Source organism: Microbacterium sp. (genome assembly GCF_035687345.1).
Taxonomy (GTDB): domain Bacteria; phylum Actinomycetota; class Actinomycetes; order Actinomycetales; family Microbacteriaceae; genus Microbacterium.
In genome coordinates, this window is sequence record NZ_DASRXZ010000009.1 from 1 (window position 1) to 12,579 (window position 12,579).

At 68.5% G+C, this 12,579-nt stretch carries 14 protein-coding genes and 1 pseudogene; 13 read left to right on the forward strand and 2 right to left on the reverse strand.

The genetic code is table 11. The features are described 5' to 3' along the window. Positions 1-740 precede the first annotated feature (740 nt). The 9 genes and pseudogenes from VFF97_RS00785 to VFF97_RS00825 all read left to right on the forward strand — a co-directional run bounded on the left by VFF97_RS00785 (position 741) and on the right by VFF97_RS00825 (position 6,747). Positions 741-1,868 carry a hypothetical protein gene (locus tag VFF97_RS00785; RefSeq protein ID WP_325031589.1) on the forward strand — a complete coding sequence of 376 codons (1,128 nt, stop codon included), beginning with the start codon at positions 741-743 and terminating at the stop codon, positions 1,866-1,868. Positions 1,869-2,203: 335 nt separating this feature from the next. Continuing rightward, positions 2,204-2,845, forward strand: a complete 642-nt coding sequence (locus VFF97_RS00790) for a hypothetical protein (protein ID WP_325031590.1) — start codon at positions 2,204-2,206, stop codon at positions 2,843-2,845. Positions 2,846-3,077: 232 nt separating this feature from the next. After that, a pseudogene (locus VFF97_RS00795) lies at positions 3,078-3,326 on the forward strand (transposase); the annotation flags it as partial. Positions 3,327-3,344: 18 nt separating this feature from the next. Then, on the forward strand, positions 3,345-3,755 hold the full coding sequence (locus tag VFF97_RS00800) for a VOC family protein (RefSeq protein WP_325031591.1): 411 nt from the start codon (positions 3,345-3,347) through the stop codon (positions 3,753-3,755). A 655-nt stretch (positions 3,756-4,410) separates the two neighbouring features. Beyond that, positions 4,411-4,908: an Hsp20/alpha crystallin family protein gene (locus tag VFF97_RS00805; RefSeq protein WP_325031592.1), complete on the forward strand. Its 498-nt coding sequence runs from the start codon at positions 4,411-4,413 to the stop codon at positions 4,906-4,908. Positions 4,909-5,002: 94 nt separating this feature from the next. Then, positions 5,003-5,638, forward strand: a complete 636-nt coding sequence (locus VFF97_RS00810) for a redoxin domain-containing protein (protein WP_325031593.1) — start codon at positions 5,003-5,005, stop codon at positions 5,636-5,638. Next, entirely contained in the window at positions 5,635-5,940 is a 306-nt protein-coding gene (locus VFF97_RS00815) for a glutaredoxin family protein (protein WP_325031594.1), read from the forward strand. The genes VFF97_RS00810 and VFF97_RS00815 overlap by 4 nt, the downstream gene beginning before the upstream one ends. Positions 5,941-6,041: 101 nt before the next feature. Then, positions 6,042-6,359 (forward strand): thioredoxin, encoded by a 318-nt coding sequence (gene trxA, locus VFF97_RS00820; protein ID WP_325031595.1) that lies wholly within the window; start codon positions 6,042-6,044, stop codon positions 6,357-6,359. A gap of 58 nt (positions 6,360-6,417) precedes the next feature. Continuing rightward, a complete protein-coding gene (locus VFF97_RS00825; RefSeq protein WP_325031596.1) occupies positions 6,418-6,747 on the forward strand; it encodes a nuclear transport factor 2 family protein in 330 nt (109 codons plus the stop codon). Between the two features lie 4 nt (positions 6,748-6,751). Here the strand turns inward: VFF97_RS00825 and VFF97_RS00830 are convergent, their stop codons facing one another. Continuing rightward, on the reverse strand, positions 6,752-7,381 hold the full coding sequence (locus VFF97_RS00830; RefSeq protein WP_325031597.1) for a M15 family metallopeptidase: 630 nt from the start codon (positions 7,379-7,381) through the stop codon (positions 6,752-6,754). Positions 7,382-7,467: 86 nt separating this feature from the next. Here VFF97_RS00830 and VFF97_RS00835 point away from each other — a divergent pair, with 86 nt between their 5' ends. Genes VFF97_RS00835 through VFF97_RS00850 form a run of 4 tightly spaced genes read left to right on the forward strand, consistent with a single transcriptional unit; the run spans position 7,468 to position 10,686 of the window. Further along, entirely contained in the window at positions 7,468-8,163 is a 696-nt protein-coding gene (locus VFF97_RS00835) for a response regulator transcription factor (RefSeq protein ID WP_325031598.1), read from the forward strand. Positions 8,164-8,173: 10 nt separating this feature from the next. Continuing rightward, positions 8,174-9,256 (forward strand): HAMP domain-containing sensor histidine kinase, encoded by a 1,083-nt coding sequence (locus VFF97_RS00840; RefSeq protein ID WP_325031599.1) that lies wholly within the window; start codon positions 8,174-8,176, stop codon positions 9,254-9,256. 38 nt (positions 9,257-9,294) lie between these two features. Then, positions 9,295-9,765, forward strand: coding sequence for a nitroreductase/quinone reductase family protein (locus VFF97_RS00845; protein ID WP_325031600.1), 471 nt, complete (start codon positions 9,295-9,297; stop codon positions 9,763-9,765). 24 nt (positions 9,766-9,789) lie between these two features. Next, on the forward strand, positions 9,790-10,686 hold the full coding sequence (locus VFF97_RS00850) for a formylglycine-generating enzyme family protein (RefSeq protein ID WP_325031602.1): 897 nt from the start codon (positions 9,790-9,792) through the stop codon (positions 10,684-10,686). Here VFF97_RS00850 and helR read toward each other — a convergent pair. Next, a partial coding sequence (helR, locus tag VFF97_RS00855; protein ID WP_325031601.1) for an RNA polymerase recycling motor ATPase HelR occupies positions 10,687-12,579 on the reverse strand: 1,893 nt, incomplete at its 5' end. It lies immediately after the preceding gene.

Sequence of the window (12,579 nt, forward strand, 5' to 3'; positions counted from 1 at the left end):
GTACTCGCTCGGATAGTCGGGCCGCAGCTCGGCGACCATGCGGACAGCGCGCTCACGAAGCTCGCGCGGATACTTACTGGGACGTCCCATGAGACAGATCCTTCCAAGGAATCATGTCTCCGGACACGCCGGGGCGAGTCATAATCGCCGTCGCGCGAGAACTCGCCGTGTCGGGAGCGTTCGCCTCGGTCGATCGTCTGGAAGGTGAGCTCAACCCCACCTCCTTTGCGCGTCACTTGGACGCGGAGGTTGTCCGCTTGACCGGCGGTTTGTCCAACTTTCAACCGCTTGTCGACGCTGTGGGAGATGGTTCGAGCGGGACGTGAAGGCGTCCAATCTCGTGGAGCTTTCTGCGCGAAAGCCGGTCCCTCAGCGCGCGGAATCGGCCTCGCCCCGAGCAGTGCCGGTCGACCGAAAGATCAACAACACCCGCACCGCCGACCCGACGCCATCGAAGCACTGCTGTAGCGCCGCTCGCGGCCGAGTGCTTCGGAATATCTCCGCAATCTGACGCGGGGGCGCTGTCGACTAGCTCGGCGAGTTCCGGGGGAGTGTCGGCCCCCACGGATAGAATTGTGCTGTGACTATTCGTCCTTAGCATCGGTGATGAGCACCATCTCGACACCGAGATTGGAGCTTCCGTAATGCAATCAGACGTCGACCCGCCACACGACCACCACCGGTCAGCTCTGGCGCGAGAACTACGGCTTGTACCGCTTCCGATTCGACGATCCCTGGGATTGCCCGACTTCGCGCTCGACGTGATGGATGCTGTCGTCGAGAGTCTCCATGACGTGCTCGATACAGATGGCTCACGCAGTTGGGAACACCGCCTCGAGGCCCTCGCCAGTCGGTTCCAGGCGATCTTTCCCGGGAACGACGTAGATCAGTTGTTGGAAAAGCTGGCGCGTTTCACCGAATCCGACATCAAAGCGGTGATTGACCCTTACGTAGCGCGTTTTAAGAACGGGTCAGCCAAAACGTTCTTGCACCGGCTCATGGGATCCGGAGGCTACAGTCGCCTCGTCAGTGGGTGGGAAGCCGACTGGGCGCTGTGCTTGTTGGCGCTCCGGCGCTTGATGAGAGCGATCTTGCCCCTCGTTCAGGCCCTGGAGGATGCGGCCGTGCCGCTGAACGACAGGGAGCGCGAGGGATTCGCATCGAGCTCAAGTGCCAACTTCGTGCTCATCGGGATGCTGCTGAAGATGGACAGCACGATCGAGAGCTACATGGAGCGCCGAGAGTTGAGCTTTTCTGAGCTTGGGTTTCCGGCTAGGCCGGATGAGTCATCCGCGCTGTCCACCGGACTGCACGATCTGGTCGACGCGCTGCGGATGGTTCTTGATGTCGAAGCCGAGTTGCGTGCGAGCGAGCTTAGCGACGTGTTGGTTCGTAAGCTGCGCGGCTTCGAGCAGGCGCTGGAGTCGTCAGAGGACGGGATCGCACAGGCAGCGAGCAGTCTGGTCGAATTCGTCGATCGCCTCCTGCGTACCGCGTTCACACCCGAAGAGGTTCTGGCATGGGTCGCCTTGCACTATCCCGGTGACAAGACGCTGACCTATCGGCGCAACGGTGACGGCGAATTGATCCCCACCAAACGGGCGGCAGCGCTGTGCTTCTCGCACGCCGGCCAGGCACCCAACCCGGACTCATCGCTCAACTCGATGCTGGCCACGACGCTGGTGAAGGTGCGAAAGGACGCCGAGCAGCTAAAGCATGCGGATCGCGGCACTCCGGAAGAGGCGGAGGAACTGCGGATGCTCATGAAAGCGATGCGAGGCGCTGTCACATTCGTGTTGCGCGCGAACTGGATACTTTCCGAGGGCCAGTACGAACGTCTCCAACAGCGGTTCGCGAAGGCCGCGTGAGTCTGAACACCGGAACATGCGAGCGGCTCCACGCTTCGCGATGCGCCGGAGAAATCGAAAGTCCAACAGACGTTGAACTCACTTCCCTGGCGCGCTGGGGACGCCGGAGTCGTGGCGGAGCGGACCTACACCCGACGGACTACGTGCACACGCCGGACGCGCTGAAGCGACGCGTCCGAGAGGCAAGGGAAGTCGGGAGCGCCGTCTGGCGGACGATTTTTGTCGCACCTCCGATCTTCCCGGTTGCACACGATTCGGCGTCGGTCTTCCGGTTATGCCAGATGAGGGTCCTCGACCGGACGATGGGTCTGAGGCGACGCGGGTAGTTTTGGCTCATGCATGGGCGCAGACCCACCTGGCGGATCGGCGGCATCGGACTCATCGCGTGTGGGATCGTCGGCGTGCTGCGCGGGTCTGTCTTCGGAGACCCGATCGTGGGAACCGTTCTCTCCTTGCTGGCCGACACGTTGTGGGCCGCCGCGATCCTCGTGCTGGCATTCGGACTTCACCGAGAGGGAAGCGTCGTCGCGCGTAGACCGCTCGGGCTCGCGGCGGCAACGCTCGTCGCGCTGTGGCCCGCGGTTGCGACCATCATCAACTTGCTCACCATACCCACAGATTTGACGACCGCACGCTCAGACGCCTGGCTGTTCTGGCTCTACCTCTCGATCGTCCTGCCCGTGGTGGCAGGGCTGATCGCCGCGGTCCAAGCGGGCCGAGCGCAGGTGGTTCCGCGCCCATGGAATTGGGCGCCGCTGTGGGTGCTGGCAGCACAGGTCGCACTGTGGGTGCTGCCGCAGCTGTTGGGAGTCGCCGCGCCGTCGGCGCTGCTCCAGATGGTCGGCCTGTTCAGCGCGCTCGGCACGCTCGGGTTCCTGGCCGCCACGCTCGGGCTGGGCATCCTCGCTGTCGTACTGAGCAGTCGTTCCGGCGCGGGGACCGTCGCTGTCTTCGGTTCTTCTTCTGCGCCTGAATAGCGTCGCCCGAATCTGGGTGGTCGAGCGCGCGTTGGTTTCCGGTACCGACGGCTGATCGTGCGCCGGGCGGGGTCAGTGCATCTAGCGGCTGCTACACACCGTCACAACCATCCGTCTACTTGTGCGTCTCAGATGCCCTGCACGGGGAAGAGCACGATGCGCGGGTGCGTTGCGCGCGTGCGTCGCTGTCCAAGGCTGGCATCACGCGGGCATCGATGCGGCTCCGCAGGAAAGCGCTGGCGTGCCGAGGGCCCTCACCGAGATCATCACCCTGGGCAGCACATTGAAGAAGCGAGGAGCCGACGTACCGGCCCACTTCGACCGGGCCGGCACCTCCAACGGCCCGACCGAGGCGATCAACGGCCGGCTCGAGCACCTCCGCGGCTCCGCCCTCGGGTTCCGCAACCTGACGAACTACATCGCCAGATCACTCCTCGAGTCCGGCGGGTTCAGGCCGCAACTACACCCTCGAGCGGGATGAGCCCTCTATCATCGGTCGATGACCACTCGACTTACCCCCTACCTCAGCTTCGCAGGTGATGCCTCGGCCGCCCTGGCGTTCTACCAGGACGTGTTCGGCGGCGATCTCACGATTAATCACTTCGGCGACTTCGGCACCGACGACCACGGCATTGGCGACCAAGTCATGCACGGCCAGCTGGAAACAGCGTCTGGCCTCACACTGATGGCCGCCGACATGCTGCCGGGCGAGACGTTGCGGCCCGGGAACAACCTCGCGGTCAGCCTCGGCGGGGACGACACCGAGGAACTGCGCGGGTACTGGCAGGCGCTGTCGGACGGGGGGACCGTGACGGTCGAGTTGGCCACCCAGCCGTGGGGCGACGAGTTCGGGATGTGCGTCGACCGGTTCGGGACCTCGTGGCTGGTAAACATCGCAGGTGGCGGCTGACCTACCCGATCCGCGCTGCGCCCGGTCGGCGATGCCGCGGCCCGCGGCAGTCCCCTTACGCTCGAATCTCGTCACCAGCTGCTCGGCCCAGCGATCGACGACGCCACCCTCGAAGGCCCGGCTCGGCATCGAGCACCCGCACCATCTGCTCGGCGTAGCGGCCCAGTCGGTGGCCAGCCGCCACATGCCCCGGACGGAGCGACTCGCCGCGAGGGCGGTGAGCGGGCGCTCCACAGATATCGCATCCGGATCCCTTTCGACGTCTGCTCTCCATTCTGTCCGGGCCTGAGACACCACGGACGAAGGGCTGACGCGCTGAGTCGGCTCAAACCGGTGGGACCGGACTCGTGTGGGTGGAACGGTCGGGGCACAGGAAAATCTGGACACGGCTACAGGAAAACCAGGAGGGGCTCACCACCCCGATCCGCAACAGAAGTAGTTCTGCCAACAGCCCACCACATCGAGAGGGTCGGCCGAAAGGCCGGCCCTCTCGTCCGTTGCGGCGCACGCGTCTCACGCCGAGCGAAGACTGCGCGCACCGCGCCGCCGTGTCGTGATCGCCGGCGATCATGCCGCAGGCGGGAATAAACGCGACCACCAGTGCGTCACTGAAAGTGAACTTGATACGAGGTGACTCAATGACGAGAGGAGAGTGATGATGCTGTTCGATACGTTCAAGGAGCTTGACCGGATCAGCTCGACGTTCTTCTCTGGTTTCCCGGTGCCTGCGCTGAGCGCCGCGCCGGTGAACCTCTACCGGGATGACGACCGTTACGTCATGGAGGTCGATCTTCCGGGGTTCGAACCGTCGTTGGTCGATGTGACCGCCGAACCGGGGCTGTTGACGATCCGCGCGGATCGTGACACTTCACGCGAGGATCGCAACGAGCGGTGGCTGATCCGTGAGCGCGATTCCGCGCGGGTGGTGCGGCAGATCGCGCTGGGTGACGACGTGGACGTGGATGCGATCGCGGCCGACTATCAGAACGGCGTGCTGCGAGTCACGCTGCCGGTGAGGGCCGATGCGCTCCCGCGAAAGGTCGCGGTCGCCGTGGGCTCTCCGTCGTCCGCACCGCAGGCGATCGAATCCGGCGAGGCGGCGCAGAGGGACGCACACCCAAAAGCCGAACCCGCGCATTCGGTCGCTTCCTGACCCGGTGGCTCCCCGGGGCCCGGAAGGGCCCCGGCACCCGGATGCGCGGGAACGTCCCCGTCCACGTGCGCTCACGGAAGGCCGGGGTGAGGTGATGGACGCGTTCGAGCTGCTCGAGTCGACGACGAGCATCGAGGCCACGTCCACGGCGGAACCCGCCGAAGGTCTGGACGCGATCCGTGATCTCTACCTGAGTGCGCCCCCCATGGACGGGCCTCGAGTGGCGACGGGGCTCACGCCGGGCACGCCCGCACCCGACTTCGCGTTGCCCGCAGCGGACGGCACGATCGTGCGGCTCTCGGACCTGCGGGGGTCGCCCGTGGCGCTCGTGTTCTACCCGCTGGACTGGAGTCCCGGATGCAGCGTCCAACTGGAGCTGTACCAGCAGGAGTACGAGGAGTTCGCGTCGCGCGGCATCCGGCTTCTCGGCATCTCGGTGGACTCGATCTACAGTCACGGCGCGTGGGCCGCCGTGCGCGGCATCCGCTATCCGCTCCTGAGCGACTTCCAGCCGCGGGGGGAGGCGGCACGCGCGTACAACGTGTGGCGGAGCGCGGACGGATTCAGCGAACGCGCCGTCTACCTGATCGACGCTGAGGGTGTCATCCGCTGGACACACGTCTCCGAGCGGCTGAAGGAGCTGCCCGACTTCGACGAGCTCGTCGACGCCCTCGATCTCGTCGCGACGGGGGAGCGCGACAATGGCAAGAGCGAGGAGGTGCTGCGATGAGCATCGTGGATGTCACACCCGTCCCGACCCGGTGGGCACCCCGCACGCGGACTGTGCCGGTGGCGATATACGGCAACCGCTGGTGCGGGATCACGCAGCTGATCCGTCGGGCGCTGGATCGGGCGGGCATCGGCTACGACTACGTCGACCTCGACGAGCATCCGTCTGTGCATGCGCGCCTGGAGGCGTTGGCCGGCGGGCGCCTGCGCACACCGGTCGTGCATATCGGCGGGGAGTGGCTCATGGAGCCCAGCCTCCGCCAGGTGCAGGCAGCGCTCGCCCGGCATGGGGTGTGGCTGTGAGCGTGGTGACGTGCCCGGGGTGCGCGGCGAAGAACCGCGTACCACCGGCACGGTCGGGCAAGGTGCGCTGCGCGAAGTGCCACACCGACCTGCCTTGGCTGGTGGAAACGGATGACGACTCGTTCGACGCTGTCGTCGGCGAGGCCACGCTCCCCGTGCTCGTGGACGTGTGGGCACCCTGGTGCGGGCCGTGCCGGCAGATCGCGCCGGTCGTGGACCAGCTCTCCCGCGACCTGGCCGGACGCCTCAAGGTGGCCAAGGTCAATGCAGACAGCTCGCCGCGTGTCGTCCAGCGTCACGCGGTCTCGTCGATCCCCACGCTCCTGGTCTACCGCGACGGAAAAGAGGCAGACCGCATGATCGGCGCCGTCCCCGCCCCGCAGCTGCGCGACTGGGTCGAACGCTCCCTGAGCGGCTGACGTACCCGGTCCCACCGCCCCCGAACGGCGCCGCTACCCTGTCACCAGGGAGGTCACGATGTCCGAACTGCAGCTGCCCGACCCGATCCGCGAGTTCGTCGAGGCGACCAACGCGGGCGATTCCGATCGCTTCGTCGCCGCGTTCACCGAAGACGCGTACCTGAACGACTGGGGCCGCGAGTTCCACGGCCACGAGGGCGTGCGCAGCTGGGATCGCACCGACAACATCGGCAAGCGGTCCCATTTCGAGGTGGCCGACGTCGCGCACGGCGACGGACCGGATGCCTGGATCATCACGGTCGACGTCACCGGCAACGGCTTCAACGGCCGCAGCCCGCTCGCCTTCACGGTGCGCGACGGTCGGATCGCGGAGCTCCGCATCAGCTGACCCCTCACGGCCGCATCCGGGGATCGAAGGTCGGATCGGGGTACATCGGCGGGCAGCCCTGCGTGACGGCTTCCGGCCGCAGCTCGTAGTGCCACCGCTCGTTCGCGTAAATCTGGCACAGGCCGAAGGCGGCGCCGTGCTGCGAGAGCCAGGACGTGGCATCCGTCTCACCCACATCGACCGCGTCGCCGGTCACGTGCGGCGACGTCTCGGCCGTTGCGACCCACTTCGCCGCCTCCTCGCGCGAGCCGTACTCCGCGACCGCGTCGTCGAGCAGTCGCGTCTGATACTCGGGTGAGCGCCAGCCGCTGTTGACGAAGAACCGGATGCCGTCGGCCTCCGCCGCCGTCGCCGCGGCGCGCAGCGCCTCCAGCAGTTCCGGCGAGAGTCGCGTGACGCCCGCGTACTCGTCGTCGAACACCGTCACGCCCTCGGGGAGCGACCCGTCCGCACCCAGCAGCGGGGGAGCGACGGGCGTGCTCGTAACCGATCCGGCCGACTCGGCCGACTCCGCCGATGACGGCACGGTTTGCAGCACGAGGCTGCCGACGAGCGCCGCCCCCGCGATGAGGGTGCCGAGGAGGGCCAGGCCTATCGTCCTGCGGACGACGACTTCCGATGACTGTCTTCGCATGACGCCAGCCCACCAACGGGCGTGTTGCGAGGGCGTATGCGGTTCTTCTTACGCGGACGATATGCGGCGGTTCTTAGGATCGACCCATGCGCGTACTGGTCGTCGAGGACGAACCGCTCCTCGCCGAGGCGATCCGCGATGGTCTGCGCCTGGAAGCGATAGCGGCCGACATCGCCGGCGACGGACACACCGCGCTCGAGCTCCTCGAGGTCAACGCGTACGACGTGGCGGTGCTCGATCGCGACATCCCCGGTCCGTCGGGTGACGAGGTCGCCGCGAGCATCGTCGCGTCGGGGAGCGGCACGCCGATCCTCATGCTGACTGCCGCCGATCGGCTCGACGACAAGGCGTCGGGGTTCGAGCTCGGGGCGGACGACTACCTCACGAAGCCGTTCGCGATGCAGGAGCTCGTGCTGCGCCTCAGGGCGCTCGATCGTCGGCGGGGCCACGCGCGTCCGCCCGTGCTCGAGATCGCGGGACTGCGCCTGGACCCCTTCCGGCGCGAGGTGTACCGCGACGGCCGGTACGTGCCGCTCACGCGCAAGCAGTTCGCGGTGCTCGAGGTGCTCATGGCCGCGCAAGGCGGTGTGATCAGCGCGGAGGAGCTGCTCGAACGCGCATGGGACGTGAACGCCGACCCCTTCACGAACGCGGTGCGGATCACGGTCTCGGCTCTGCGCAAGCGACTCGGCGAGCCGTGGGTCATCGCGACCGTGCCGGGCGTCGGGTACCGCATCGAGGCGCCCGGCGATGCCGGTGAGGGAGGCGACGATGGCGGATAGGTCTCCAGGCGTGAGCATCCGCCTCAAGCTCACGCTGAGCTACGCGGGGTTCCTCATGGTCGCGGGCGTGCTGCTGCTCGCGGTCGTATGGCTCTTCCTGCTGCGCTACGTGCCGGCCGGCCCCATCACCGGACCCGGGCCGTTCGTGCCGAACCGCGGTGACCTCGTGCGCGCCTTCGCTCCGGCCGCCGGGTGGGCGCTGCTGTTCCTGCTCGTCTTCGGGCTGGCGGGCGGTTGGTTCTTAGCGGGACGGATGCTGGCGCCGCTCACGCGCATCACGGCGGCGACGCGCAAGGCGGCCACGGGCTCCCTCTCGCACCGCATCGAGCTCGAGGGGCGCAACGACGAGTTCCGCGAGCTCGCCGACAGCTTCGACACGATGCTCGCGCAGCTCGAGTCCCACGTGGGGGAGCAGCGGCGCTTCGCGGCGAACGCGTCGCACGAGCTGCGGACGCCGCTCACGATCGCGCAGGCGCTCCTCGAGGTGGCTCGCGACGATCCGGATCGAAACGTCGACGTGCTCATCGAGCGCCTGCACGCCGTCAACGCCCGCGCCGTCGAGCTCACCGAGGCGCTGCTCACCATGAGTCGCGCCGATGCCGGGTCGTTCCCGCGCGAGAGCGTGGATCTGTCGCTCGTGGCCGAAGAGGCCGCCGAGACCCTCCAGCCGCTCGCCGACAGGCACGGAGTGACGATCCGGATGCGGGCCGAGCCGAGCACCGTCGTCGGCTCTCACGCGCTCCTGCTGCAGCTGACCACGAACCTGCTGCACAACGCGGTCGTCCACAACGTGCCGAGCGGGGGAGCCGTCGACGTCGGGACCCGCGTCGACGGGGCGTCTGCGGTGCTCGAGATCGAGAACACCGGCGAGGCGCTCAGCCCCGCGCTCGTCGCGACGCTCACCGAGCCGTTCCGGCGTGGCGCAACGCGTGTCCGCACGGATGACGCCGGGGTCGGCCTCGGGCTCGCGATCGCGGACCGCATCGTGCGCGCGCACGACGGAACGCTCGACCTCCGGCCGCGCGAGGGCGGTGGGCTCAGGGTCACGGTCCGTCTGCCCGCTTCCGGCCGGGTCACCCCTCTGCGAGACTGACTCGCGTCACCGGCCGTGCGACTTGAAGGCAGCCACGAATGGACGAAGCGACCGAAGCTCCCGCCCGCATCCCGCCCCGGTGGTTCGTGCGCACGGCGTGGGTCGTGCACCGGGCGATCTACCGCGTCACCGGCGGTCGCAAAGGGCTCTCAGCGCCCAAGCCGGGCAGCTACGGGATGATGAGGCTGCACACCGTGGGGCGGCGCAGCGGCAAGGAGCGCGTGGCGATCGTCGCGTTCTATGAAGACGGGCCCGACCTCGTGACGCTCGCCATGAACGGCTGGGCCGACCCGTCGCCCGCGTGGTGGCTCAACCTCAAAGCGAACCCGCTGACACGCATCGACCTGCCGGGCGGTGAGGAGCGCGCGGTGCGCGCCCGTGAGGCGCACGGCGTCGAGCGTGAGCGGCTGTGGGCCGGATACAAGGACTACTGGCGGGGCGGAGATCTCGACCAGCAGGCTCGCCTGCGCTCGCACAACACTCCGGTCGTGGTGTTCGAGCCCGCCTAGCATGAGCACGTGACCGACGACTCGATGGTCCGGATCCCCGCGGGCACGTTCGACATGGGCTCCGACGAGTTCTACCCCGACGAGCAGCCCGTGCACGAGCGCACCGTCGAGGAGTTCTGGATCGACCGCTTCGCCGTCACGAACGAGCAGTTCGCCGAGTTCGTCGCCGACACGGGGTACGTCACGACCGCCGAACAGCCGCTCGACCCGGAGCAGTATCCCGGTGTCGCTCCGGAGGACCTCGTGCCCGGATCGCTCGTCTTCACCCCGACCTCTGGCCCGGTGGACCTCAGCGACTGGCGTCAGTGGTGGCGGTGGGAGCCCGGCGCCTCGTGGCGCCACCCGTTCGGACCGGAGTCCTCGCTCGAGGGGCGGTCGCGGCATCCGGTGGTTCATGTGTCCTTCGCGGATGCGTCCGCCTACGCGGCCTGGGCGGGCAAGCGTCTGCCGACCGAGGCCGAGCACGAGTACGCGGCCCGCGGCGGTGCCGCCGGCGAGCGGTTCGCGTGGGGGAGCGAGCCCTTCCCCGGTGGGAACGCGCAGGCGAACTCGTGGGTCGGACGGTTCCCGTACGACAACCGCGGGCGCTTCGGCGCCGACACCGCGCCGGTGGGGTCGTACCCGCCGAACGGCTACGGCGTGTACGACCTCATCGGCAACACATGGGAGTGGACGACCGACTACTACGCGCCGCGCCACATCGTGCCGGGCGCCCGGCGGGTCGACGCGGAGGGCCGGGTCGACCTGCTGCGCACGGCGAGCGCGGAACCGGGGTCGACGATCCCGCGCCGCGTGCTCAAGGGCGGGTCGTACCTGTGCGCGCCCGAGTACTGCCTGCGGTTCCGGCCCGCCGCGCGCTCCCCGCAGTCGGAGGACTCCGCGACGACGCACATCGGGTTCCGGTGCGTCGTGAGCGCGTGATCAGCGCGTGAGGATCACGAGCCGCTGCGTCGCGCGGGTCATCGACACGTAGCGGTCGACGGCGCCCTCGATGCCCTCGCCGAACGCCTCGGGGCCGACGAGCACCACGAGGTCGAACTCGAGGCCCTTCGCGGTGACGGGGGTGAGCGACCGGATGCGGCGCGACCCCGCGAACGTCGGATCGCCGATCACCGCGGCGACGCCCTCATCGTGGGTCGCGAGCCACTCGTCGAGGATCGCGTCGCGCTCGTCCACCGTGCCGTACCGCACGGGAACGCCCGTCGAACGGATCGACGTCGGCACGTTCGCGTCGGGCAGAACTGCGCGGATCACCGGCGCCGCCTCGGTCATGACCTCTTCGGGCGTGCGGTAGTTGATCGTGAGCGACGACACGCGCACGTCACGGAACCCGATGCGCGCGAGCCGTTCCTCCCACGACTCGGTGAAGCCATGCCGGGCCTGCGCACGGTCGCCGACGATCGTGAAGCTGCGCGATGGGCAGCGGCTCAGCAGCATCCGCCATTGCGCATCGGTCAGCTCTTGCGCCTCGTCGATCACGATGTGCGCGAACGGGCCCGCGAGCACGTCGGGGTCGTAGCTCGGCAGCGCGGCGTCGTCGACGAGCGTGTTCGTGAAGTCCTGCCCGCGCAGCATCGACATGACGAGCATCTCGCTGTCGTCCGCCTCGATGAGGTGGTCGACCACGCGGGAGCGCTCCTCCTGCTCGGCGGCGAGGAGCGCTTCGCGCTCACGGCGACGCCGGCCTGCCTCGGGGTCGCCGATGCGCCGGCGCGCGGCGTCGAGGAACGGCAGGTCGGACTCGGTCCACGCGCGTGGATCGGGGCGCTGCAGCATCCGGCGCTCTTCCGGCGTCAACCACGGTGCGCACACGTCGAGGTACGCCGGCACCGACCACAGGTCGGCGACGACTCCCGCCGCATCGAGGATCGGCCACGCGCGCGTGAACGTCGACGTGAGTGCGTCGTTCGCACGCAGCGCGCGGCGCAGGGCGGATTCGGATGCCTCGCCCTCGAGCTTGTCGAGAAGGATCTCGAGCAGCGCCTCCCACACCTCATCGCGAGCGTCGTTGTGCGTGGAGGCCGGGTCGGCGGCCTCGAACGCCTCCGCCCAGTCGTCGGGCGTGAGCACGACGTCGGTCCACGGGGTCTCGACGAGCATCGGCCGCGCGGGCGGCTCCTCGTGGTAGCGCACCGCGCGCTCGATGATGCGGTCGACGTCGACGGTCTCCTTGAGGCGGGCGACTGCGGCATCCGGCTCTGTCCCGGCTGTCGCGCCCTCGGCGACGAGGTCGCGCAGCGTCGCGGTGAGCACGCCCTCCTCACCGAGGCTGGGAAGCACGTCCGACACGTACGCGAGGTACGGCTCGTGCGGGCCTACGAACAGCACGCCGCCGCGCCGATGACCGAGACGCGGGTCGGAGTAGAGCAGGTACGCCGTGCGATGCAGCGCCACGACGGTCTTGCCTGTGCCCGGACCGCCGTCGACGACGAGCGCACCACGGGAGTCGGCGCGGATGATCGCGTCCTGATCGGCCTGGATCGTGCTCAGCACATCGCGCATGCGCGGCGACCTGCTCGCGCCGAGGCTTGCGATGAACGCCGATTCGTCGTCGAGCGCCACGCGCTGCGCGAGGCCCTCGGGGGTGAACACCTCGTCCCAGTAGTCGGTGATGCGCCCGTTCGTCCAGCGGTAGCGGCGGCGGCTCACGATCCCCTGCGGGTTCGCGTGGGTCGCCGCGAAGAACGGCTCCGCCGCGGGTGCGCGCCAGTCGATGAGGAGCGGCTCGCCCGCGCGGTCGCTGAGGCCCAGGCGGCCGATGTACACGGGCTCGGAGTCGCCCTCGCCCACGATGCGTCCGAGGCACAGGTCGAG

Bases quoted from the DNA above. Each gene is read 5' to 3' on its own strand.
- VFF97_RS00790 (WP_325031590.1), top strand. From the start codon at position 2,204: ATGCATGGGCGCAGACCCACCTGGCGGATCGGCGGCATCGGACTCATC.
- VFF97_RS00800 (WP_325031591.1), top strand. From the start codon at position 3,345: ATGACCACTCGACTTACCCCCTACCTCAGCTTCGCAGGTGATGCCTCG.
- VFF97_RS00805 (WP_325031592.1), top strand. From the start codon at position 4,411: ATGATGCTGTTCGATACGTTCAAGGAGCTTGACCGGATCAGCTCGACG.
- VFF97_RS00810 (WP_325031593.1), top strand. From the start codon at position 5,003: ATGGACGCGTTCGAGCTGCTCGAGTCGACGACGAGCATCGAGGCCACG.
- VFF97_RS00815 (WP_325031594.1), top strand. From the start codon at position 5,635: ATGAGCATCGTGGATGTCACACCCGTCCCGACCCGGTGGGCACCCCGC.
- VFF97_RS00825 (WP_325031596.1), top strand. From the start codon at position 6,418: ATGTCCGAACTGCAGCTGCCCGACCCGATCCGCGAGTTCGTCGAGGCG.
- VFF97_RS00830 (WP_325031597.1), bottom strand. From the start codon at position 7,381: ATGCGAAGACAGTCATCGGAAGTCGTCGTCCGCAGGACGATAGGCCTG.
- VFF97_RS00835 (WP_325031598.1), top strand. From the start codon at position 7,468: ATGCGCGTACTGGTCGTCGAGGACGAACCGCTCCTCGCCGAGGCGATC.
- VFF97_RS00845 (WP_325031600.1), top strand. From the start codon at position 9,295: ATGGACGAAGCGACCGAAGCTCCCGCCCGCATCCCGCCCCGGTGGTTC.
- VFF97_RS00850 (WP_325031602.1), top strand. From the start codon at position 9,790: ATGGTCCGGATCCCCGCGGGCACGTTCGACATGGGCTCCGACGAGTTC.